The sequence below is a fragment of the Maricaulis alexandrii genome (genome assembly GCF_005871165.1).
In the GTDB taxonomy this organism is placed as follows: domain Bacteria; phylum Pseudomonadota; class Alphaproteobacteria; order Caulobacterales; family Maricaulaceae; genus Maricaulis; species Maricaulis alexandrii.
The window spans coordinates 194389-217619 of sequence record NZ_SWKP01000009.1; the positions used below are offsets into that span (position 1 = coordinate 194389).

The window sequence follows — 23231 nt, forward strand, 5'->3', positions numbered from 1 at the left end:
CCGTTCAGTCCTGGTCCTTCTCTGTCTCGCCGGCCTGAAGGATTGCGGTGACGCGTTGTGACAGGGATTCGCGGTCCAGGGCCGCTTCCAATCGCGCGAGCGTGGCGATCGCATCCCCGGCTTCGGCATTCAGCGCAATCGCCGCCTCGTTCAGGGCATCAAAGAGCGGGGCGAGCTGTTGCGACAAGGCTTTGCCCTGATCTGTCAGCGTCAGGACCCGGCGGCGGCCATCCTTGCCATCCGGTGCCGACTGGATCAGGCCCGCCTTCTCCAGCGCTGTCCGGGTGACACTGACGGAGACATGCGAAACGCCCAGCCTGTCGGCGAGGTCCTGCACGGACAGGGCGTCCCCGCCACGCAGGGCATTGAAGGTCGGCAGCCAACGCTGCTCGAACGGCGTGTCATAGGCCTCATAGAGCGTCTTGGCTTCGCGGTCGATCCGATCACTCAACCGCCGCAGGCGACCGCCCAAAGCGGCAGCGCCCGGATCATGACGTTCCTCTGGCATCCCAACTTCCTTCGCACAAACCCGCTGCGCTTGACATATCTGTAACCGATTACATAAATAGCGGGGCTGGGGCCAAAATGAAAGTGAAACCTGTCCATGTCCATGCCACGACTGACCCGCCGCCACGCTCTCGGACTGGGATCTGCCCTGATCGCCTCAGCCGGCCTCTCGGGCCTCACCACGTCATCGTCTCGCGCCGTCCGGCTGGAAGATTATGCCGGCGGACTTCCCACGGCGATTGACTTCAGCGGCACCCTCTTGCTGGCGCAGCAGGACACGGTCGAATTCCAAGCGGCTTACGGACTCGCCAATCGCGGGACCGGTCGCCCCAATACGCTCGACACCCGCTTCAATCTGGCATCCCTGTCGAAGATGTTCACCGCGATCTGCATTCTTCAGCTGGCTGATGAGGGACGGATTTCGCTGCACGCCCCGATCGGCACTTATCTGCCGGATTATCCCGACTCGGTCGCAGCCGAGCAGGTGACCGTGGAACACCTGCTCATGCACACATCCGGTATCGGCAATTACTGGGAGGGCCTGGATGCGCTTGCCGGCGATTGGCCGGACACCCATTCTGACTACCTGCCCCTGTTCGCCGATATTCCCCTGGCCCACACGCCAGGCACCGATTTCGCCTATTCCAATGGCGGCTACATTGTTCTGGGCCTGATCATCGAAGCGATCACCGGCACCGACTATTTTGATCATGTGCAGACTGCCGTGCTGGATCCGGCAGGCATGCCCAATACCGCATTCGAGCGGATGGAGACGCCCAATCCCGACCGCGCCGTCGGCTATATGCGCTCGCGTGAACACCCGGGCGAGTGGGAGGATTGCACGCCGCGCTGGGAACGCCGGGGCAGCGCCGCCGGCGGTGCCTTCTCCACCGTGGGCGACCTGCACCGGTTTGCGCGCGCCCTGACCGGGCACCGTCTGCTGAGCGCCCGGATGACGGATACGCTCCTGCAGGGCCGGCTGGAAACCCCGGTCGGGCATTACGGTTACGGCGTCATCGAACAGCGACTGAACGGCCGCCGCGTCCTGGGACATTCCGGCGGCCATTACGGGGTCGCGGTCGAACTCATGATCTTCCCCGACGACGGAACGGTTTTCATCGTGCTGACAAACGGGGATGTCGATGCCTATTGGGACATGGAAATGTTCGCCCATGCGCTGATCGCGGGCCCGACCGCCGAAACCCGCAATTACGGGTTCACGCGTGACCTCATATCGGACACCGTGATGCACGGACATGAAGCCGGACTGATCCGCTTCCAGGCGGCGCCAGCGGGCACGACAGCGCGGACCGCCGTGATCGAACTCTCAGCCTTCAAGTATATTCACCGTCATCAGGACCGGGCCGGCCTGGACCTGTTGCGGCTCAATTGCGCCATCAATCCGGACTCGCCTGAAACGCTGTACGCTCTGGCTGAAGGGCTGCGCGTCACCGGGCGGCACGAAGACGCGATCACCCGGTACCGGGCCTATCTGGACCAGGTGCCCGGTGATGCGGAAGCGCTGGCGCATCTGGCCGAGCTGGCCCCGGCACCGGACTGAGTTCCCGGCGTTCCCGCCTACCCAAACCTGACCCGCTCACCTAGTCTCTGCCCCAAGACGGCGAAGACGCCTCACACCAACCGGGGAGAGATCAGGTGAGCGACGGGTTTTACGCAGACAAGATTTACTGGGTCACCGGCGCCTCGTCCGGCATAGGACAGGCGCTGGCCATCTCGCTTTCGAAACGCGGTGCCAAACTCATCCTGTCCGGTCGCAATACGGACGCGCTGGAGGAGACCCGCAAGGCGCTCTCGACTGAGGCGCTCATCCTCGCCTTCGACACGACGGATTACGACGCCCTTCCCGGGCTCGTGGAGCAGGCGCTGGCCTGGCAGGGCCGCATTGACGGTTTGATCAACAATGCCGGCATCTCCCAGCGCAGTTTGATCGTCGACACGGATATGGATGTCTATCGACGCATCATGGAGGTGGACTTCTTCGCCCCGGCGACCCTGACCAAGCTGGTCCTGCCGCACATGATCGCGGCCGGCTCCGGTCACATCTCCATCATCTCCTCACTGGCCGGCAAGATCGGCACGCCGGTCCGCTCGGGCTATTGCGCCGCCAAGCATGCCTGTGTCGGTTTTTACGACTCGCTGCGCGCCGAAGTGGAGAAGGCCTACGGGATCAGCGTCTCCGTCATACTGCCCGGCTCGGTGAAAACTGGTGTGTCCCGCAATGCCCTGACTGGCACCGGTGCCGCACGCGGCGTGTCCGATGCGAATATCGAGGCCGGCATGGACCCGGCCGAGGCGGCCACCCGCATTCTCGACCAGATCGCCGCGGGCGAACGGGAAATCGTGGTTGCGGAAGGCATGGAGAAAGCCGCGCTCGACCTGCGCCGTCAGGACGCGGAAACCCTGTTCGCCATGCTGGCTGCACAAGGAGCGGAACTGGCCGCGTCTGCCGGGTCTGGCGAACCGCTGGAATTGCGCCGGATCAACGAGCCCGCCGACGGTTAGCCCCACATTTTCCCTGCGATCTGTGTGCTTTGTTCACCACGTGGCTCAATAACACGCATTTATTTATGGGAATATCGCACTCTCCGCTTGCCCTGAACGGCGCATCTCACTACCAACCGGCCCGAAAGCGCGGGACAGGCGCTCCGGAGAGGCAGCCCCGAGGGGGAAATCAAAGTGAAAACCAATCTTATGCGCGGCGCGGCAAGCGTCGCCATGGCGATGGCCGTGTGGGGTGCACCCGCCCTGGCCGATGACGAGGCCGAGCGGATCGAAGCGCTGGAATCGCGGATCGAACAGCTCGAAGAGACCAACCGGCTCCTGCTGGAATACCTCGCTGCCCAGGGCGTCAATGTCGACGGCGAGAGCGGTGAAGCGGCACCGGCCCCGCATCACGGCCCGCACCATGACCAGATGGCACAGCATCACGCCCCGCATCACGAGCAGATGGCCCAGCATCATGGTGCGCCCGCCCAGGCGCCGATGGCCGACCATCATGCCGACATGGTTTCGCGCATTTCCGACGGCCTCGTCGGGATCAGCCCGGAATACAGCTATCGCATGCTGGACCATGCCGAGGGCGTGAATACCCGCCAGCTCATCCAGCTCCAGGCCATCCAGAATGGCGAACTGCCCAACCGGGTCACCCTGTCGGGCGGCATCACGGTTCTGGGCAATATGCAGCGCTCCAATTCGGACACCAAGTTCGGCTGGCTGATGCGCCACCCGACCTCGTCCAACCAGATCGGTGAGGACGTGTCGGAACTCGTCGTCCACAACGCCCAGCTCGCCTTCACGGCGCGCATGAGCGACTGGATCACGGCCTATGCCGAAATCCTCTACGATCCGGAGCAGAGTTTCGGTTCCGGCACGATCACCGCACTGACCCGCAACCAGCTGCAACTGCGCAAGGGCTACGTCCTGTTCGGCAATCTCGATGAGAGCCCGATCTACGCCGCCGTCGGCAAGATGGACGTGCCCTTCGGCCTGCAGGACACGGTGAGCCCCTTCACCAATTCCACCAGCTGGCACGCCTTCGCGCCGCTCGCCTATGGCGGCATGGTTGGCTACTACAACGGCAATTTCCACCTGCGCGGCATGGCGGTTCAGGGCGGGGCCCAGTTCCGCTCCGCCAATTCGCCGGTTCAGGACACGGAAGTTCCGTCGCGGGTCAACAATTTCGCGATCGACGCCAATTACACAATGCCGCTGGGCCAGGGCGAAGACAGCGTCATGGTCGGCGCCAGCTACATCCACGCCACCGCCTATTGCCAGCCCTATCCGGTCTTCCACTTCACGGCCTGCCAGGACAACAATCCGGGCTGGTCTGTCTACTCGGTCGGCGAGATCGGCAACTTCACCCTGCTGGGCGAATTTGCCAGCACGACCGAAGTCTGGCCGGGCTCGGCCGTGCCGGATCCGACCAATCCGCTCAGCGTCTTTGAAGCTCAGGAGACTGTCGCCTTCACCCTGGGTGGCCGCTATGCCTACGCCATGCCGGAAGGCGCCCCGGTCGACATCTCCCTGGAATTCTCGCGCTTCCGCGCGGGTGATGACGGCGCCCCCTGGGAACGTCAGGACCAGTGGGTGTTCGGCCTCAACCGGATGGTCGCCCCGTCGGTCAGCCTGTTTGGCGAGTTCATCCACACCGAGGGTTGGGTGCCGCTCAACTTCCTGTCCGGCGGCAATTTCCCGGACGGCTCGACTTGGTCGGAACGCGACGCCACCACCGACATCATTGCGGTGGGTGTCCAGGCCACCTTCTAGGGTCCGGCCGGACACAGGCACGAAACAGGGGCGCGCCGATCGGTGCGCCCCTTTTTTTGTCCGCAAGGCTATAGTCGTCGCGACTCAAGGGGGACTCGGCCATGGAGACGCACACGGACACGCCGTCATGCGCGGATTGCGGGCATCCGCTCTCCGGCCCCTATTGCGCCCAGTGCGGCCAGTCCGCCGCTGATATCCGCCGGCCGGTGCGGACCCTGGTGACGGACTTCATCGGCGACACCTTTGTCTGGGATGGCCGCCTCTGGCGCACGCTCAAGCAATTATTCCTCAATCCGGGCGAGCTGGCGCGGCGCTATACCGATGGCCAACGCGCCCGCTGGACCCCGCCAATCCGGCTCTACCTCCTTGTCAGCCTGGCCTTTTTCGCGACCATGAGCCTGGGCGGCGTGCGGGTTCTGGCCGCACAGATCCAGCCCACCGAGACGGTGATCAGGTCACAGGATGCCGCGCGCATCGCCGAGCGCCAGATGGACTTGGAAAATGCCAATCGAAACCTGCAGGAAAGTGGGCTTCAGCTGGATCTATGCGGTGTGCCGCCGGGCCCGCAGGAGATCATGCCGGATGGCACACTGCGTCTCTCCCAGGATACTGGCATCATCATCACCCTGTTCCAGGCCGGTGATTCACCCAAACCGCGACACCTCACAAGCGAAGACCGGCGCTGCATGGCAGCCCTCACCGAAGCCAGCGGACTGCACCCGATTTTCACGGAGCTTGAAATTGCCGCGCTCAGTAATCCCGCCGGCTTCGAAGCGCGCACATCCGCCGCCACGGGCCAGGCCCTCGTCTTGATGGTCGGCTTTTTCGCGCTGCTCAATCTCATTCTTCACCCGCGCACACGGGTGATCGAGCATGTCATCTACAGCCTCTATTTCCACGCCGTCTTCCTGCCGGTTGTCGCCTTGGCGCTGAGCGCCGGACAGGTCCTGCCAAGCACGCCGGTCTCAGCCGCGCTGATCGCGGCCATCGCCCTGATTGTGATCCTGATCCAGGCTTGGCGCGGTGATCGCACCTTCTATCGCTCCAGCTGGTATGGGGCTGTTCTTCGGCTCCCCCTTCTTCTGACCGGTTATCTTTCTGCCCTCGGCTTCACGGCCATGGGCCTCATCCTGCTGGCCGTGCTGTAATCCGAACCGGGCTATGCCGAACCCAGCCTACGCCAGGGGCGGCAGGCCGACGGCCTCGCGCCCGGCATCGGTCTTCAACGAGAAGTCCGTGCCCAGATGGTCATCGGCCTCGCCCCGTGTCAGCCAGGCAATGGCGCGAGCCACCCAGTCTGCCGGGATATGGGCGTCCGGCGAAAGCTGACTCACCGGATTGATGCCGCTGGCCCGGATTTGCTCCTGCATGTCCGTCGCCACAGTGCCCGGGCTCAGTCCGATGACTCGCACGCCCTCGTCCCGGTATTCCTTGTCAGCCACCCGCGTCAGGGACAGCACAGCGGCCTTTGTGGCGCAGTAATGGCTCCACCCTTCCAGGGCACTGGTCGCAGCACCGGAGCTGAGATTGATGATTGTGCCTTCGCCCTGCCGGACCAATTCCGGGATGGCATGACGCATGCCGTGATAAACCCCTTTCAGGTTCACATCGACGACCCGCCCCCAATCCTCCACCGCGCTGTCAGCCAGTTTCGCAATTGGCTCGATCAGGCCCGCATTGTTGACGAGAACATCGAGGCGTCCGCCCGCCTCCAGGGCCAGGTCGATCAACGCCTTCACATCATCCGAACGGCTGACATCGCATGCCCGGCCCAACGCATGCCCGGCTCCGGCCTTCCGAAGCTCTCCGGCGATCTCCTGCACCCGGGCCTCATCTCGGGCGCCCAGCACGACGCACGCGCCGCGGGCCGCAAAATGGCGGGCTGTCGCCTCGCCGATACCGCGGCTGGCCCCGGTGATCACCACGGTCTTTCCAGCGAATTCTGTCATGGCTGTCTCCTTCGTCCTGCCTGATCAAGGCTCGTTCGGCCCCGTAAACCCGGCCACACGACCCCAATGACAGGGAATATTAGTGTCCGCGGCCGACTGGCAGTCCACCAGGTCAAAGTGAAGGTCCACGCGGACGAGGTCCGGAACCGGTGAGCCGGGGAAGGACACATTTGTCATGCCGTGGCGGGTGCGGTCGATGACACCCTCTGCTTCGAACCCGATGGCGCGCAGCTCGTCATAGTTCGGCAGAAAACCGGGAAAGGGCCGGTCTCCGACAAGCCGGAAGTCCAGGGTCAATGGTGCCGTGACGCCATGCAGGGTCAGATCGCCCGTCACCTGCCCCCGGATTTCGGACTGCATCACAATGCGTGTCGAGACAAAACGCATCTCCGGAAAGGTCTCGACATCCAGAAAATCGGCATTCCTGAGATGATTGTCCCGGCCGACATGGTTGGAGTCGATCGAAGCCGTGCGAACCGTGAAGCTGATTTCCGATCGGGTCGGGTCCTGTTCGTCGATCAGGAAGCGACCGTCAAAGTCACGAAACTGTCCGCGGGTGCTCGACAAGCCAAGATGGTCGACCTCCCACCCGATATAGGCGTGTCCGAGATCCAGCGTCCATTCGCGCGTCTCGGCGATGGCAGGTGCGGCGGTGGCCGCCAGCCCCAGCAGGGCAAGGGGTATCAAGGCGTGTTTCATGGTGGTCTCCCTTTGTGAGCCCCCTGACTACCGACGCCGCCTGCCGGGAAAAACGCTTCCGCGTTCAGGTCAGTCATGCAAAAATTGCATGAATGGATACAGATTTGCTCAAGACAGTCGCGCTTGTCGCACAACAGGGCAGCTTCGCAGCCGCAGCCCGCGTTGAAAATGTCGACCCGTCTTCCATCTCGCGAGCCGTCGCAGCCGCCGAGGCCCGGCTGGGTTTCCGCCTTTTCCAACGAACAACCCGCACCCTGCGCATGACCGAGGAAGGCGAGACCTATCTGCGCCGGATCGAACCCCTGCTGGACGAACTCGATGCCGCTCGCGAAATCGCGTCCCGATCATTGCGGACCGTCTCCGGCACGCTCAAAATGACGGCTTCCGTCGCCTTCGCCCATGAATGCATCGTGCCGCACTTGCGGGAATTTCACGACCGGCATCCGGACCTGAGCGTGGAACTCATCCCCACCGATGCCCAACTCGACATTACGGCAAACGGGATCGATCTCGCCATCCGCCTCGCCTCACGCCCCACGGGCGATCTGATCAGCACGCGAATTCTGGCGACCCGCTACAGGATATGCGCCGCGCCGGACTATCTGGCCCGCCACCCGGAGATCACCTCTCCCCGGGACCTGCAGGACCATGCCTGTCTTCGCTTCGCCCTGCCCGAATTCCGGACACGCTGGCGGTTTCGCAAACCGGGAGAACAGGCTTTCGACGTTCCGGTAAGCGGACACATCATCATTGCCAACGCCCTCTCCCTGCGCCGTGCCGCACTGGATGGAAATGGTCCGGTCATGTTGGCGGACTGGCTGGTCGACCGCGACATCACTGCCGGTCGGCTCGTCGATCTGTTTCCCGACCATGAGTGCACCGCGACAGAGTTTGATACCGGCGCGTGGGCGCTCTATCCCAGCCGCAGCTTCCTGCCCCGAAAGGTGGGCTCCATGATCAGTTTCCTTCGCGACATGCTGCGCCAGGAAACGCCTGACGACCCAATTCGTGGCGTCTGACATTAAAATGCGCGGTGTTTGCGCAGTGCGGCATTGGCGTGTGACGATGGACAGGGCTCTGCATTCCCGCCGGATCCGGCAATGCGTGTCCCCCACAGCCCATCCTGCGGCCACCCCTTCATATCCCCGTCCCGATCCCCTATATTTATGGGTGCCGGCTTGCCGGCTATGGCGATAAACGCGCTCGTAATAACCGGACTGGACCCGGGGGCAGTACCCGGCGGCTCCACCATAACTGCTCTGCGTTGGCAGACATGCTTGGGGCCGAAACAGGATTGACAGACGGGTAAAGGGGATTGCTTTCGCCCGGGTGAGGCCCGTTACAGGCTCGCTTATGAAAGTTGCCAACGACAACTTTGCTGAAGAGGTCGCTCTCGCTGCGTAATGCAGTGCGGGTAATCTCGCCTTAAAGTCCTGATTCCTTTAGCCGAGTCAGGCGGGGTTCGGAGGCACCTGGCAACAGAAGCCTCCACTTTCCCGCTCCCGATATGCCACCTGAAGAGCTGGGCTGCTCGCGGCGTCAGCGCGCGTGCCGGGACAATTCCCTGCGGGATGGTTAATGCGCATTCAGCATAAATTACAAATGTCTGGCCGCTGGTCTCGGCACACACCTGCTTTTAATATACTACCATAGCGAATATTGCCCCGCTCCACCCGCGCAGGATGACGCATGCCGTTTTCCAATCCCCATATCGACTGGATTCATGACGATCTGGCCAGCCTGACTCTGGACACGTCCATGAGCTGGACCGACCAGATCACGGCCATCGAAGCCCTGTCCGAGACCAATCTTTCAGGCCGTCCGATCAATTACCTGATCGAGCTGAAGGGGCAGGTCTGCTTCTGCCACGGTCCGGATGCGGAAAATCTGGCGGAGATTTTTCTTCAATTCATTCCGGCACGTACGGCGATTGCCCTGTTGCGCCCGGTCGATCAACCGCCTGGCGATTGCGAGGCCGAGTTTCATGTCCGTCTGAGCGCAGCCGGTTACCGGATCGGGAATTTCGACACCCGCCCTGCGGCCCTGGCCTGGCTGGACCAGAATCCCACCCCGTGTGCCGTACGGGACCTGCATTGCGGACCGGACTGTCCGGAAGCCTATTCCTCGGCCTGTCCGGCGATAGCCAGCCGGCAGCCCGCGATCAGTCACCGGCAGGAGGTCGGCCCCGGCGCCCGTCCGGCTATGCCCGGAATGTCAGGACGCCCGACCGCCTAAGGCTATAAATTAATTGGCGATTCACGCCATTTGCACGCATGTGCAGTGGAACCGCCGATATGCGTTGACCTTGCCTAGGCATGGAGTACCCCTTTTCCAAGAGGGAAATTCCGGGGGAATGAGACATGGCCAAGGACCTGATGCGCTACGACCTGATGGCGCAAGATGCCCTTCGCGGGGTGGTCCGCCAGGCATTGCGCAAGGCCGCAGGACCTGAAGGCCTGCCGGGCCAGCATCATTTCTACATCACTTTCCGCACGACTGCTCCGGGCGTGGATATCGATCCCACCCTGCTGGAAAAATACCCGGAAGAGATGACGATCGTCCTGGAACATCAATTCTGGGATCTGAACATCACCGAGACCGGATTCGAGGTCACGCTGAAATTCTCCGGCGTCCCGAAATACCTCAAAATGCCCTATTCGGCGATCTCCCGCTTCCATGACCCGTCCGTCGGTTTCCACTTGCAATTCGAGCAAGATAGCGATGCCGACGACGCCGAGATCGACCCCGCAAGCGAACCCCAGGCCGCTGCCGGTGGCAAGTCGTCGCCGTCCAAGTCCGAGACCGCCAAGTCCGGCGACGGAGCCCAGGTGGTCTCGCTCGACAGCTTCCGCAAGAAGTGACCGGAAAACCGTCATTGGTGGCGCCAGATCTCGCCGGCGGCCCGCCGCCCGAGCCTATGACCGCCGACCAGATCCGGGCGCATCTCAGCCAGCGTGCCGACCATCCGCATTGCTCGCAATTGCTGGGTTTCCGACTGCTGGACTTCTCGATCGAGGAACGTTGGCTGGAAGCCCAATTCCACCCGACCCAGCAATTGGCCAATCTGCGCGACAGCGTGCAGGGCGGCATCGTCACCGCGATGCTGGACGAGGTCATGTCGCTGGCGGTTCTGGTCGCTGAACGCTTCACCTGCGGCGTGCCCACGCTGGAAATGAAGACGAGTTTCTACAATCCGCTCCCGGTGGAGCCCTGCCGTGCCCGCGGTCAGGCCATGCGGATCGGAGGCCGGGTCGCCTTCATGGAAGGCACGATCTGGACCCCATCCGGTGATATCGCCGCCAAGGCCAGCTCGACCTGCCAGGTCCGCCGGGTCAAACCCGCCGCACGCTAATGCCCGGCGCCTCCCGCCTGAACGGCAAGGCCCGCGCCCTCACCTTCATCGCGCTGGCGCAGATCGCCGCCCTCTCGGTCTGGTTCTCGGCGGCAGCGGCCCTGCCCGACATGATCATGTCGAGCGCCCTGACGCCCTTTCGTCAGGCCGCCCTGACCAGCGCGGTGCAGATCGGTTTTGTCGCCGGAGCCGTGGCCAGCGCGCTGCTCGGCCTGGCCGACCGGGTCGATCCCCGGCGCCTGTTCGCGGCTGGCGCCATCCTGGCCGCCCTGGCCAATCTCGCCGCGCTGGCAACAGAACCGGGCAGTATCGCCATGATCGCGACGCGTCTGATCGCGGGCGCCGCCCTGGCGGCGGTCTATCCGGTGGGCATGAAACTCGCCGCCAGCTGGGCCCGCGGCGATGCCGGATTTCTGGTCGGCCTTCTGGTCGGTGCGCTGACGCTGGGTTCGGCCCTGCCCTTTGCCTTTGCGGCCAGCGATTGGGGCGTATCCTGGACCTGGCCGTTCGGCGCGTCCGCGGCGGCGGCCCTCCTGTCAGCCGGCCTCATACTCCTGGCCCGGGGCGGGCCCGGCCTCAGACCGGCGCCAACCTTCAATTCGGCGGCTGCCAGCCTGGCCTTCCGGGACCCGTCCCTGCGTCTCGCCAATCTGGGCTATCTCGGTCACATGTGGGAGCTGTATGCGATGTGGGCCTGGATCGGGCCTTTCGCGCACGCCTATTGGCAGACCCGGTCCGGTTCCGCGGCCCTGGCCGACCTGACCGCCTTTTCGGTCGTCGCCATTGGCGCTGTGGCCTGTCTGGTAGCGGGCCGTGCGGCCGACCGCTATGGCCGCACCTGGGTCACCAGTCTCGCCATGGCCGTGTCCGGCACTTGTGCTCTGCTGACCGGCCTGCTCTTCCAGGCCCCGCCCTGGATCCTGATCCCGGTTCTGCTGATCTGGGGCATGTCGATCATCGCTGACAGTGCCCAGTTTTCCGCAGCCATTACAGAACTCAGCCCGCCGGAATGGACCGGCACCCTGCTGACCCTGCAAACCGCCATGGGCTTTGCGCTGACGGCCATCATCGTCCAGCTCCTGCCGGTCTGGATCGGCTGGGCCGGATGGAGCTGGGCGTTTGCGCCCCTGGCCCTGGGGCCCTTCCTGGGCGTCGCCGCCATGCTGCGCCTTCGGCAGCGGCCCGAGGCGGTCAAACTAGCCAATGGCCGTCGCTAGCCGTCATCTTCCTCGCCGGGCCATTCGACGATGTGCTGATCCCAGTCGATATCCTGGAAACGGGTTTCCGGCTGCACCATGCCGCGCACACTCATCCCCGCCTTGTGCGTACTGTCCGGATCTCCCGTGACCAGCGGGTGCCAGTCATACAGATCCTTGCCTTCCGCGATCAGGCGGTAGGCGCAGGTCTTCGGGATCCAGGGCAGTTCCAGCACATTCTGCGCAGTCAGGACGACACAGTCCGGCACCTGTTTCTTGCGCTGGAAATAATCCTGACAGCCGCCCTTCTGGCAGTCATACAGTTTGCAGGCGATATCCGTGTTCAGCAGCAGACCGGTATCTTCGTCTTCCAGCTTGATGAGACAGCACTTTCCGCAATGGTCGCACAGGGATTCCCACTCGCGCGTGGTCATCTGCGCCAAAGATTTCATCTTCCAGAAAGGCTGCGTCATGATCCTCGCCTGATTTCCGCCGTTATTAAGAGGCTTTAGACTGGGCCTCTTCGTCCGGTCCAGCCATCGGGGGTGGCTATACCATGTATCAGGAGCCGTTTCGCGCGGATCACATGATGGAACGCGACCGCCGCGAGCGCCGCAACCGGATCATTTTCGGATCGACGGCGGGTGGCCTGTTATTGGCCGCGCTGATCAGCATCCTGGCGGGATGGTATTGGGCCTTCCACGACATTCCCTCCGCCCCGCAGAGCGCCGCTGAACTCTGGTCCGTGCGCCGGGAACCGTCCGTGACCCTGCAGGACCGCAATGGCCAGGTTCTGGCCGTCCGCGGCCCGCTTTATGCCCGGGCGGTCGGACTGGACTCCCTGCCGGACTACGTCCCGCAGGCCTTCCTCGCCATTGAGGACCAGCGCTTCTACGAGCATGATGGTGTCGACCTGCGGGGTCTGGTCCGGGCCAGCTGGCGCAATCTCGCCGCCGGTGAGCTGGTCCAGGGCGGTTCGACCATCACCATGCAGCTGGTGAAGAACCTCATCCTGACGCCGGATCGGCATTTGCGGCGCAAGCTCCAGGAGATGCGCCTGGCCATCGCCCTGGAGCAACAACTCACCAAGACCGAGATTCTCGAACTCTATCTCAACCGGATCTATCTCGGGGCCCGGGCCTTCGGCATCGAAGCGGCAGCCCATCGCTATTTCGACAAGTCCGCGACCGAGCTGACCCTCGCTGAGGCGGCTCTGCTGGCTGCATTGCCCAAGGCACCCAGCCGGCTCGACCCGACCCAGAATCTCGACGCGGCCCAAGCACGGGCCGCCCAGGTTCTCGCCGCCATGGTGGAGGCCGGCTACATCACCCAAACCCAGGCCGATGCGGCCCTGGCCAATCCCGCCATTCCGGTCTCCGATACAAGCGATCCGAATGCGACCTCGAACTGGGGCCATGCGTTTGACTATGCGCTGTCGGAAACGGCCCGCCTGCTGGATTCGGAAGCGCCCGATCTGGTGATCCGGACCACGCTCGATCCGGAACTGACCCGTGCAGCCCAGGACACGGTCACCCGGGTTCTGGACGGGGACGGCGCTCAGCAACATGCCGGCGAAGCCGCCATCATGCTACTGGCCCCGGACGGCGCCATCCGGGCCTTCACTGGTGGGCGGGATTACCAAACCAGCCAGTTCAACCGGGCGATCCAGGCCCAGCGACAACCCGGCTCGGCCTTCAAGCCGATCGTTTTCGCCGCCGCCCTGGAGGCCGGCTATGATCCGTCCTCCGCCGTCTGGGACGAGCCGGTCGACCTGGAAGGTTGGACGCCCGAGAATTTCGGCGGCAATTACCGCGGCCTCGTGACCCTGCAGGAAGCCCTGAAGCGCTCGATCAACACGGTCGCGGCTCAAGTGGCCAGCGAGATCGGGATCGACCGTATCGTCGAGATGGGGCACCGGTTGGGCATCCGCTCCAACCTGCCGGAACTGCCGGCCATTGCCCTGGGTGCGGCCGAGGTCAATCTGCTCGAGCTCACCACGGCCTATTCGGTGTTCAACAATGACGGGGCCCTGCGCGCGCCCTACTTCATCACCTCCATCACCAATTCGCGTGGTGATGTGCTGTACGAGCACACCGACCCCGGTGCGCAGCGAGCCCTGCAGGCCAGCCAGGCCCATGCCATGTCGACCATGCTCCAGGATGTGGTGCTGACCGGGACCGGCCGCCGCGCCGCCCTGCCCGGCCGGCCTTCCGCCGGAAAGACCGGAACCAGCCAGTCCTTCCGGGATGCCTGGTTTGTCGGCTTCACGGCCGATTACACGGCCGGTGTCTGGGTGGGCAATGATGATGACACGCCGATGGAGGATGTCACCGGCGGCGGCCTTCCCGCGCAGATCTGGCGGGACTTCATGCAGCAAGTCCATCAGGACCTGCCGGCTCGCGCCCTGTCAGCTCCGGCGCCGCGCACCCGCTCGGAGCGGGAGGAACGCCTGGCCGCCTTCTATTCCGACTTGTCGTCAGCCTTCACCGAGGTGCTGGATGAGCCTGAAACGGACCGCTGAACCAGCCCTTTCAGCTCGGCGATTTCCTGGCGTAGTGCGCTGACCTCGCTGTGCAGGAGATCGCGGTCGGCATCGGCTTCCGCATCCCGCGCCTCTTCATCATCGAAATGCTTGGCCTGAAGGCTGTCGACGATGATCGCGATGAACAGGTTGAGCACGGCGAAACTGGTCAGCACGATGAAGACGACGAAGAAAATCCAGGCCCAGGGCTGATGGTCCATCACCGGCATTGCCACTTCGGTCGCCCAGCCCTCCAGCGTCATGACCTGGAACAGCGCAAAGGCACTGTCCCCCAGCGTCCCGAAACGCTCCGGCTCATCGACACCGAACAGTTTCGTCCCCATCACGGCGGAGACGTAGAACATCAGGCCCAGAACCGCGATCACGGCACCCATTCCCGGAATGGCCCGCAACAGGGCCTCCACAACCTTGCGGAGGTCCGGCATGACCGAAAAGAGACGGAAGGCCCGGATGATCCGCAGGGCGCGCAATACCGAGAAACCGCCCGCCGACGGCACGATCGAGATGGCGATGACGGCCAGGTCGAACCAGTTCCAGCCATTCAGGAAGAAACGGTGCCGGTAGGCGACCAGCTTCATCAGGATCTCGATGACGAAGACACCGACAATGATCCGGTCGAGGATCGGCATCCAGTTCGTGAACCAGACACCTTCATAGGGATAGGTCTCAAGACCCAGCGTCACCGCATTGATGACGATCAGCGTCATGATGAAATTGCGGAACAGCGCACTTTCAACGATTGCGGTCACAATGTCCCCCTTGATCCCTGGCAGGCAGATTTTTCAGACGATCCGACACGCCTGCTCCTAGCCTTGCCTGCCTGTGATTTCAATCAGTCCGTGTCACCTGCCTGCGGAGAAAATCCGGAGATTATTCAAATTTTATAAGAAGGCTTATCCGGCATTTAACAGGGTTCATTGCATAACACGACCAACGAGGGGTGGCGTGGGTTTATGCGTTCAGTGTTCCAATCCAGAAATCCGATGATGGATCCGGCTCAGGAAAGCCAGCCGGGCCAGCGTCAGGATGAAGTGATGATCGCCTATCTGCCGATTGTCCGCGGTGCGGCCATCGCAGTTCTGGGCTATTTCCTGTTCGACCTCATATCGCGTTTCTTTTTCCCGGGCGACGCTCACCACGGCGAGATGCTGGCCGCTGTCGCCATTGGTGCCCTGGCAACCATCGGGATCATTTTCGCCCTGCGCCACCCGCGCCAGGTCCTGCATCTCGAAATCTGCGCCTCGGCTCTTTGCCTGACCCTGTTCTTCAACTCGAACCTGCAGCAAACGCTCTATTTCGAGGTCGAAAACCTGAACTACGCCATCCTCATGATGCCGATCTTTGCGGCGATCCTGCCGACCCGGCGCACGATCGCAGCGGGGATCATCCTGAACTTTGTCAGCCTGATCTGGCAGTTACAGGTCAACATCCCCGACCAGGTGTTCGACTATTTCTGGGTCGGCGTGTCCGGCGTGGCGGCCGGTGTCGCCATTTCCGAGATCATCCGCACGGCCGTGCTGAATTCCGTGAAAGCCCGGCTCGCCGCGGTCCGTGACCGCGAGAAAGCTGAAGCCTTGGCCCGCGAGACCCGCCATCTCGCCGAGTGTGACGCCCTGACAGGTCTTCCCAATCGTCGCAGCTTTTTCCTGGCACTCAATACGCATGTCGAACACCTCAAGCAGACCGGAGATGCCTTCTTCCTCGGCCTGGTGGACATGGACAGTTTCAAACCGGTCAATGACACCTACGGGCATGCGGCCGGCGACGAAATGCTGCGCATTGTGGCGCGACGGCTTGAAGAGGCAGGCGGTTCCACCGCCTTTCCGGCGCGACTGGGAGGCGATGAGTTTGCGATTCTGGCCCCGGCCAACCCGAAAACGGCCCAGGCCATCCTGTCCCTCGGCCACAGGATCGAGTCCCGCCTGTCCGAGCCCTACGATCTGGGTGAGTATACCTGCAAGGGATCCGGCTCGGTCGGCTTGCTGATCTGCGACGACCCGGACCTGTCGGCGCATGACCTGATGGAGCGCGCCGACCATGCCCTGTATTTCGCCAAGCGCGCCCTGCAGGGCCGCGCCGTGCTCTTCAACGCGGCGCTGGAACGCGAAATGACAACGTCGAGCCAGGTCGACAAGGCCTTGCGGAAGGCCGACTACGACGCCGAGTTCAAGGTCGTCTTTCAACCGCAATTCGACCTGACCAAATCCCGAATTACCGGGTTCGAAGCCCTGGCACGCTGGGATTCATCGGACTTGGGGCCGGTGACGCCGGACGTTTTCATTCCCGCTGCCGAACGGGCAGGCCTGATCCGTCCCCTGACGCGGACGCTGTTGTGCAAGGCACTCGATGCGATGGCGGACTGGCCCGACACGATCAATCTGTCGTTCAACCTCTCGACCCATGACCTGATGTCCCCGAATGCGATTGAAGGCATACTGGCCACCGTGCGCGACAGCGGGATTCCCGCCGGCCGCATCGAATTCGAGATCACCGAAACCGCGATGATGAGCGATTTCAACCAGGCGCGCCGGGCGATCGACCAGATCAGCCGGGCCGGACATTCCGTGGCGCTGGATGATTTCGGCATCGGTTATTCCTCGCTGCAATACCTGCAGCAATTGCCGGTTTCGAAGCTGAAGATCGACCACTCCTTTGTCTCCAGCATTCTGGAAGACTCCTCCTCCTACAAGATCGTACGCACCCTCTTGTCGCTGTCACAGACGCTGGATCTGGGCTGCGTCATTGAAGGGGTCGAAACGGAAGCGCAATTGCACATCCTGCGGACCATGGGCGCGCGCCACATACAGGGTTATCTGATCGGACAACCCATGCCGGCCGACCGGATTCCGCCGGCACTGGACACGACGTTCGATTTTTCGCCGCGTCCCATGTCCCGCCTCAAGAAGCTGGCCCAGTGATGGCCCGCATCATCCGGTTGGCCGCCCTGACCGGGCTGGGCCTGCTCCTGGCCGCCCCGGCCGGGGCCGAGGATGTCCTCAACGGCTGGGCCCGGCGCGGATCGGTCTATGAACGCATCGACATGGATGACGGAACACCGCAGGCCTGCGCCGCCCTCTGCCGGGCGGACGGGCAATGCCGGTCCTGGGTCTGGACCCGCTCCGACCTGACGGGAAGTTACGAGATGTGTGCCCTGCTGAGTTCGGTTCCGACAGCCTATCCGGCGCCCGGTCAGGCGACGGGCCTGTCGCCTCGCATTGCGGAGCGCCTGGACATGGCGATGGACCGGGCTCCCTCATCCCGGGAAAGCCGGGCACTGCACGAGGTCACGGCGCCGGGGCACTAGACGGGTTTCGTCTAAAACTGCCGACAGTGGGCGCACGCTTTCTTTACGCGTTTGGGGCAGAGTTGTTTTCCGGGCGTGGTGCGGAGATGGGCAATGGCCGTCATCAGTAAGCTGAACAATCTTGTGGATCTGGCGCGTGAGAAGTCTTCGGAACGCCGCAGGACCCTTTTGCGTGAAGTGACGGACCTCTTCTTCGAGGAGCCGCCCGAGCGCGACAGTGCCATGTCGAACAAGTTCGATGAGGTGCTCTCCTCCCTGGCCGCACAGACGGCCCAGGAAGCGCGCGAGGAACTGGCCGAACGCTTTGCCGACAGCCCGCTCGCCCCCTCCGGCCTGGTTCTCCAGCTGGCCCAGGACGCGATCGAGGTCGCCGCGCCGATCCTGAGCCGCTCCTCGGTCCTGTCCGAGGATGACCTGGTGTCGATCGCCGAACAGGCCGGCCAGCAACAATTGCGGGCCATTTCCCAACGCCCCGAAGTTTCCGAGCGCGTTTCCGACACGATTGTGCGCCATGGTGATGACGACACTGTCGCCAGCCTGATCGAGAATGACGGCGCCCGCCTGTCGCGCGAAACCTTTGAAGCGGTCACAGAACGGGCTGAGACATCAACGCGCCTCCAGGCACCCCTGGTTGACCGGGCCGATACTCCGAATGATCTTCTCGCCGACCTCATGGTCACCGTCGGAAATCATCTGCGCGACCGGATCATGGAACGCTTTGACGGTGTCGACCCGGCCGCTCTGGAACAGGCCATGGCCGCGTCGCGGGCTCGGATCGCTTCGCGCCTGGCCGAAGACAAGGCCATCGTTGAGGCCGAGAAATTCGTTCGCGCCATGGCGGTCCGCAAGAAGCTGGATGGCAGCCTCCTGGCGCGTCTTCTGCGCGAGCGTGAATTCGTGAAATTCAACGTGGCTTTCGCGGAACTCGCCAGCGTGGACTATCCCACCGCCAAGCGCGCGATCGAGCAGGAATGCATCGACCCGCTGGCCCTGATCTGCAAGTCGGCCGGTTTCGACAAGGCCCTGTTCGTCACCCTCGCCGTTCTGCGCGGCGCGGCAGACAGTGAAGCCTTCCGCGATGCCAAGGAGTTGGGCCAGCTCTACGACCGGATCACGCCGAATGATGCCGAACGGGCGATGCGGTTCTGGCGCATGCGCCGGGATGTTGCGGCCTGATCCGAAGGCAACCGCCTGCGGCATTCTCTCGGCGCTATCGTAAGGCTATACTCTTGGCCGCATGACAAATCCTTCGATTGCCGAACTGGACGACTTCCTCGACAGCCATGCCCTGGTGTTGGCCGTAAGGCCGACCGATACAGGTCTGGACGATCCTGACGCGGTCGACATTCTCATTTCCGATGCTGCGGGTGATCTTCGCCTGACCGTGTTTGACGAATATGGCGACGCACGAACCGGCAATCGCCACCTGCTCTGCGTCCTGTGTAGTCAAGAACTGGGCGAAGTCGCCGATGCCGAGGATTTTGACGCCTGGCGCAAGGCACACAGTCTCGACGCCTCGCTTGCAGCTCGAACCGCCTATGAGCGTAATCGTCGGACGCAGGCCACCTTGCTGGACAATTTCGGAACCTGGCCCGATGTCGTCTCCGACCTGGACTGGCAGCTCGATGCCGGCACGGCCCAGACACTGCGGCAACTGGCTCGCAAAAGCACCGAAGGCTAGGCCGAACGCCCGGCCTCATTGGCCAGCAGCGCCTCGCTCCCGGATGGCGGCTCGAATACTTCCGCGCCACCTTCCAGATAGACCGAGGTTGACGGGAAGGCGAACTCCGTGCCGGCGGCTTCCACCGTCTCCTTCAGGAAGATCGCAAGCTCTTCCTTCAGCCGCAGCCATTCGCCCCAATTCGTGGTCTTAGTGAAGCAGTAGAGCAGGAAATCGATCGAGGACGGTCCGAACGCATCCACGCGCATGAAGGTCGCCACTTCCGGCGGGTCGGCAAAATCGGGGCTTTCCGACAGATAGGCCAGAACCTTGTCGCGGATCTCGCGCAATTGGTCCGACGTCGTGTCATAGCGCACGCCGATCGCCCATTTGATACGGCGGTGGGTCATGCGCGAGAAATTCGTGACGGCATTGTCGGAGAGTTTCGAGTTCGGGACATAGACCGGGCCCTTGTCGAACCGGCGCACCACGGTGGAGCGAAAATTGATTTCCTCGACCGTGCCTTCGACCACACCGCTCACCAGGATCCAGTCACCGGGCAGGAAACGCTTCTCGGTCAGGATCAGGATGCCGGAAATCAGGTTCTTGAACAGATCCTGCGCACCCAGGCCAATGGCAACACCGAACAAGCCCAGACCGGCAACGATACCCGCCACCGGAATGTCCCAGACCTGAAGGACGGCGGCCGCCCCCACGATGATGAAGACAATGCGCAGGGCCTTGGTCAGCCAGTCGATCATGACCGGCGTCAGGGCAGCGCGCACGCTTTCAAGCGCATGGGCCAGCGGGCCGACCGCATTGTGAAGGGCCCAGAAAAGGGCAATCACGACCAAAGACTGGACCAGTTGATGCCCGCGCAGCTCGCCATCCCCGCCAAGGCTCAACACATTGAGCGCGAAGAAGAGCGCGATGATCACCGGCACCATTTTCATGGGGCCCTGCAGCGCGTCGACCACAGCATCATCCAGCGAGGTTTCGGACCGTCCGGCAAGCCGGCGCAGGGTTCCCAGCAACCATTTCGCGATCAGGCCCCGCACCAGGAGCCCGAGCAAAACGATGCCGACAGCCGTCAGCCCCTGACTGACGTCAATCCCGAGGAAGGAGGTCTGCCAGACCTCGACAACGATCCCCCAGAATTCCTGCCATTGCGCCGGCAGGCTCTCACGGGCCGGTGTTGACGCACTCATGCAGACCGCTCCTTGGCACGGTGGAAACTGACATCCGGGAATTTCTCTTCCGAATAGGAGACTTCCCAGGCGCTCTTGGCTAGGAAAACCGGGTCCCCGTTGATGTCCTCTGCCATCGCTGACTTATGCCGGTCGGCAAAGGCCTCAAGCTTGGCCCGGTCTCCCGTGATCCAGCGCGCCGTTTCGTAGGGAGCCGGCTCGAAATCCACGTCCAGACCGTATTCCGCCGCCACACGCTCGCGCATCACGTCGATCTGCAGCGCCCCGACCGCACCGACGATGAAATCGCCGCCCATGACCGGACGGAAGAGCTGGGTGACGCCCTCCTCGGCCAGGCTCTCCAGAGCCTTTTTGAGGTGTTTCGCCTTCAGCGGATCGGCCAAGCGGGCCCGGCGCAGGATTTCCGGCGCAAAATTGGGGATGCCGGAGAAGCGCAGCTTGCCGCTCTCGGACAGGCTGTCTCCGACGCGCAGTGTGCCGTGGTTCGGCACGCCCATCACATCGCCGGCCCAGGCCTCATCCGCGATTTCGCGGTCCTGGGCGAAGAAGAGGATGGGCGAGGAAACAGTCAGCTGCTTGCCGGCTTCGGTCTTCAGCTTCATGCCACGGCGGAACTTGCCCGAGCAGAGGCGTACGAAGGCGACCCGGTCCCGGTGATTGGGGTCCATGTTCGCCTGGACCTTGAAGACGAAGCCGGCGACTTCCTTGCCGCCCGGTTCGACCTCGACTGTCTGGCCGTTGTTGATGGCCTCCATGGGCGCTGGTCCCGGGATCTTGTCGGCCAGGCCCTCCAGCAATTCGCGCACACCGAACTGGCGCAGGGCGGAGCCGAAGAAGACCGGTGTCAAATGGCCTTCCAAGAAGCTCTGCGGATCGAAAGGCGGGCACAGCTCCTGTGCCACTTCGGCCCCTTCCTTCAGTTCGTCCACTTCCTCTTCCGACAGAGCATCGGAAATGGAGTTGCCATCCAGGGCGATGCGCGGATTGGGCTGGGAGGGGTCGGTGTCGACCGACTTCCGGTAGGGCAGGAAATCATTCGTCGCGATATCCAGCACACCCTTGAAACGGTTCCCCGAACCGCACGGCCATTGCATCGGGCTCGTGTCCAGGGCGAGCTTTTCCTGGATATCCTCCAACAGGTCGACCGGGTCCAGCGCTTCACGGTCCATCTTGTTGATGAAGGTGACGATCGGGATGTCGCGCAAGCGGCACACTTCCACCAGCTTCAGCGTCCGCGGCTCCACACCCTTGGCCGCGTCGAGCACCATGATGGCGCTGTCGGCTGCGGTCAGCGTCCGATAGGTGTCTTCCGAGAAGTCCTCGTGCCCCGGCGTATCGAGCAGGTTGAACAGAAGGCCCCGGTGTTCGAACGTCATGACGGAGGCCGAAACGGAAATTCCCCGCTCCTGTTCGATCTTCATCCAGTCCGACTGCGTCCGCCGGTTTTCACCCCGGGCCCGAACCTGGCCGGCCAGACGGATCGCGCCTGCCGACAGGAGCAGGGTTTCCGTCAGGGTCGTCTTACCCGCATCCGGGTGAGAGATGATGGCGAAGGAACGGCGGCGTGCCCATTCGGGGGCAGCGGGATCAATGGCGGTCATGAATGGCTCGCGGTCAAGGCTGGCCGCTCGGTTACCCCGTTCCCATAGCCGGTGGCAAGGGGGCAGCACTCCGGGTCCAGACAGCCGTATTCACATCCGCCGCCGTCAGCGGAGCCGACTGCTGCCGGCTCCAAAGATAGGCAAGTGTCTCGATGGGCACCTGCGCGAAGCGGACACCGACCTCGATCCAGCTTTTCGCCTCTTCGGGCCGGACCACCAGAATGGCGTTGGAGCCGGGTATCGCATAGGCCATCAGGGCCACCAGGCAGCGGATATGATTGGGCCGGTTGCGTCCGACATTCGGGTCCGCGAACACAGCTTCGCGCGCCAGCGTGGTCAGCTGGCCGGGCGTCAGAGTGTCAATCTGGGTGACATCAAGCGGCATCTCCTCGCTGCGGAGGATGGTTTTCAGATCACCCAGATCGAAGACGATATCGTTGAACAGAAACAACATCGAAGCATTCGAAACAGATTTGAGCCTTTGATGGGACCCAGAATAGCGGTTCGGCGTTAAAGATTTTCTACCGGCTCGGTCAGGAAGTGACGGCCGTCCCGGTCCTCGATCTCAATGACCCAAAGATCGGGATCGTCTTCGCGCCGCTTTTCACAATAGGCATCGGCTTCGGATTCCGGGACCGGTGACTGCCGGAAGAGCTGCCAGACCCGTTCACCCTTTTCGTCCCGCGCCGGGACATAGAGGCGTGCCAATCTGTCCGCAGACACCACTTTGACGAGAACCGCACCCGCATCTTCGTCTCCCCGGCGAATCACATAAGCCGACGCGAATCCCGTTTCAGCCCGTCTGACAAGGGCATCCACCCAAAATTTTGTCTTCAGCACATTCATAACCGTTGATGGCCGCTCAATTGCTTAATAATCTGTAAACGGGTGAGGGAGCGTTTCATGTTTGTACGGGTCGTGTCATT

Annotated in this window: 23 protein-coding genes and 1 other RNA gene; 15 read left to right on the top strand and 9 right to left on the bottom strand. The window is 63.0% G+C overall.

Annotation, left to right across the window (positions count from 1 at the left end; translation table 11 throughout):
* Window positions 1–4: 4 nt before the first annotated feature.
* Window positions 5–508 (bottom strand): MarR family winged helix-turn-helix transcriptional regulator, encoded by a 504-nt coding sequence (locus FCS99_RS13805; protein WP_138513552.1) that lies wholly within the window; start codon window positions 506–508, stop codon window positions 5–7.
* Between the two features lie 96 nt (window positions 509–604).
* Here FCS99_RS13805 and FCS99_RS13810 point away from each other — a divergent pair, with 96 nt between their 5' ends.
* The 4 genes from FCS99_RS13810 to FCS99_RS13825 all read left to right on the top strand — a co-directional run bounded on the left by FCS99_RS13810 (window position 605) and on the right by FCS99_RS13825 (window position 5942).
* Window positions 605–2068 carry a serine hydrolase domain-containing protein gene (locus tag FCS99_RS13810; RefSeq protein ID WP_138513554.1) on the top strand — a complete coding sequence of 488 codons (1464 nt, stop codon included), beginning with the start codon at window positions 605–607 and terminating at the stop codon, window positions 2066–2068.
* A 95-nt stretch (window positions 2069–2163) separates the two neighbouring features.
* Window positions 2164–3030: an SDR family NAD(P)-dependent oxidoreductase gene (locus tag FCS99_RS13815; RefSeq protein WP_138513556.1), complete on the top strand. Its 867-nt coding sequence runs from the start codon at window positions 2164–2166 to the stop codon at window positions 3028–3030.
* Window positions 3031–3204: 174 nt separating this feature from the next.
* Window positions 3205–4794 carry a hypothetical protein gene (locus FCS99_RS13820; RefSeq protein WP_233352839.1) on the top strand — a complete coding sequence of 530 codons (1590 nt, stop codon included), beginning with the start codon at window positions 3205–3207 and terminating at the stop codon, window positions 4792–4794.
* A 101-nt stretch (window positions 4795–4895) separates the two neighbouring features.
* Window positions 4896–5942, top strand: a complete 1047-nt coding sequence (locus FCS99_RS13825; RefSeq protein WP_138513558.1) for a DUF3667 domain-containing protein — start codon at window positions 4896–4898, stop codon at window positions 5940–5942.
* 27 nt (window positions 5943–5969) lie between these two features.
* Here the strand turns inward: FCS99_RS13825 and FCS99_RS13830 are convergent, their stop codons facing one another.
* Complete coding sequence (locus FCS99_RS13830; protein WP_138513560.1) at window positions 5970–6743, bottom strand: SDR family oxidoreductase; 774 nt, start codon at window positions 6741–6743, stop codon at window positions 5970–5972.
* A 24-nt stretch (window positions 6744–6767) separates the two neighbouring features.
* Window positions 6768–7442 (bottom strand): YceI family protein, encoded by a 675-nt coding sequence (locus FCS99_RS13835; RefSeq protein ID WP_138513562.1) that lies wholly within the window; start codon window positions 7440–7442, stop codon window positions 6768–6770.
* 104 nt (window positions 7443–7546) lie between these two features.
* Here FCS99_RS13835 and FCS99_RS13840 point away from each other — a divergent pair, with 104 nt between their 5' ends.
* The 6 genes from FCS99_RS13840 to FCS99_RS13865 all read left to right on the top strand — a co-directional run bounded on the left by FCS99_RS13840 (window position 7547) and on the right by FCS99_RS13865 (window position 12011).
* The gene (locus FCS99_RS13840; RefSeq protein ID WP_233352840.1) at window positions 7547–8461 is read left to right on the top strand and encodes a LysR family transcriptional regulator; all 915 of its coding nucleotides are present in this window, start codon (window positions 7547–7549) and stop codon (window positions 8459–8461) included.
* Between the two features lie 113 nt (window positions 8462–8574).
* Window positions 8575–8935, top strand: a transfer-messenger RNA (tmRNA) gene (gene ssrA, locus FCS99_RS13845).
* Window positions 8936–9131: 196 nt separating this feature from the next.
* Window positions 9132–9677 (top strand): hypothetical protein, encoded by a 546-nt coding sequence (locus tag FCS99_RS13850; RefSeq protein WP_138513565.1) that lies wholly within the window; start codon window positions 9132–9134, stop codon window positions 9675–9677.
* 125 nt (window positions 9678–9802) lie between these two features.
* Window positions 9803–10303 (top strand): SspB family protein, encoded by a 501-nt coding sequence (locus tag FCS99_RS13855; RefSeq protein ID WP_138513567.1) that lies wholly within the window; start codon window positions 9803–9805, stop codon window positions 10301–10303.
* Between the two features lie 17 nt (window positions 10304–10320).
* A complete protein-coding gene (locus FCS99_RS13860) occupies window positions 10321–10794 on the top strand; it encodes a PaaI family thioesterase (protein WP_138513569.1) in 474 nt (157 codons plus the stop codon).
* Window positions 10794–12011, top strand: a complete 1218-nt coding sequence (locus tag FCS99_RS13865; protein WP_138513571.1) for an MFS transporter — start codon at window positions 10794–10796, stop codon at window positions 12009–12011. The genes FCS99_RS13860 and FCS99_RS13865 overlap by 1 nt, the downstream gene beginning before the upstream one ends.
* Here FCS99_RS13865 and FCS99_RS13870 read toward each other — a convergent pair.
* Window positions 12008–12463 carry a YcgN family cysteine cluster protein gene (locus tag FCS99_RS13870; RefSeq protein WP_138513573.1) on the bottom strand — a complete coding sequence of 152 codons (456 nt, stop codon included), beginning with the start codon at window positions 12461–12463 and terminating at the stop codon, window positions 12008–12010. The genes FCS99_RS13865 and FCS99_RS13870 overlap by 4 nt on opposite strands.
* A gap of 83 nt (window positions 12464–12546) precedes the next feature.
* Here FCS99_RS13870 and FCS99_RS13875 point away from each other — a divergent pair, with 83 nt between their 5' ends.
* A complete protein-coding gene (locus tag FCS99_RS13875) occupies window positions 12547–14511 on the top strand; it encodes a transglycosylase domain-containing protein (RefSeq protein WP_138513575.1) in 1965 nt (654 codons plus the stop codon).
* Here the strand turns inward: FCS99_RS13875 and FCS99_RS13880 are convergent.
* Window positions 14451–15281: an ion transporter gene (locus FCS99_RS13880; RefSeq protein ID WP_138513577.1), complete on the bottom strand. Its 831-nt coding sequence runs from the start codon at window positions 15279–15281 to the stop codon at window positions 14451–14453. The two genes, FCS99_RS13875 and FCS99_RS13880, sit on opposite strands and share 61 nt — an antisense overlap.
* 204 nt (window positions 15282–15485) lie before the next feature.
* Here FCS99_RS13880 and FCS99_RS13885 point away from each other — a divergent pair, with 204 nt between their 5' ends.
* From FCS99_RS13885 to FCS99_RS13900, 4 genes are all read left to right on the top strand, one after another.
* Entirely contained in the window at window positions 15486–17450 is a 1965-nt protein-coding gene (locus FCS99_RS13885) for a putative bifunctional diguanylate cyclase/phosphodiesterase (protein ID WP_138513579.1), read from the top strand.
* Window positions 17450–17836 (top strand): PAN domain-containing protein, encoded by a 387-nt coding sequence (locus tag FCS99_RS13890; protein ID WP_138513581.1) that lies wholly within the window; start codon window positions 17450–17452, stop codon window positions 17834–17836. The genes FCS99_RS13885 and FCS99_RS13890 overlap by 1 nt, the downstream gene beginning before the upstream one ends.
* Window positions 17837–17929: 93 nt before the next feature.
* On the top strand, window positions 17930–19012 hold the full coding sequence (locus FCS99_RS13895; RefSeq protein WP_138513583.1) for a DUF2336 domain-containing protein: 1083 nt from the start codon (window positions 17930–17932) through the stop codon (window positions 19010–19012).
* Between the two features lie 61 nt (window positions 19013–19073).
* The gene (locus tag FCS99_RS13900) at window positions 19074–19517 is read left to right on the top strand and encodes a hypothetical protein (RefSeq protein ID WP_138513584.1); all 444 of its coding nucleotides are present in this window, start codon (window positions 19074–19076) and stop codon (window positions 19515–19517) included.
* Here the strand turns inward: FCS99_RS13900 and FCS99_RS13905 are convergent.
* The 4 genes from FCS99_RS13905 to FCS99_RS13920 are packed head-to-tail and all read right to left on the bottom strand — an operon-like array spanning window position 19514 to window position 23151.
* Complete coding sequence (locus FCS99_RS13905) at window positions 19514–20704, bottom strand: mechanosensitive ion channel family protein (RefSeq protein ID WP_138513586.1); 1191 nt, start codon at window positions 20702–20704, stop codon at window positions 19514–19516. The two genes, FCS99_RS13900 and FCS99_RS13905, sit on opposite strands and share 4 nt — an antisense overlap.
* The gene (locus FCS99_RS13910) at window positions 20701–22305 is read right to left on the bottom strand and encodes a peptide chain release factor 3 (protein ID WP_138513588.1); all 1605 of its coding nucleotides are present in this window, start codon (window positions 22303–22305) and stop codon (window positions 20701–20703) included. The genes FCS99_RS13905 and FCS99_RS13910 overlap by 4 nt, the downstream gene beginning before the upstream one ends.
* Before the next feature lie 31 nt (window positions 22306–22336).
* A complete protein-coding gene (locus FCS99_RS13915) occupies window positions 22337–22759 on the bottom strand; it encodes a hypothetical protein (protein ID WP_138513590.1) in 423 nt (140 codons plus the stop codon).
* A gap of 56 nt (window positions 22760–22815) precedes the next feature.
* Entirely contained in the window at window positions 22816–23151 is a 336-nt protein-coding gene (locus FCS99_RS13920; protein WP_138513592.1) for a DUF1491 family protein, read from the bottom strand.
* Window positions 23152–23231: the final 80 nt, after the last annotated feature.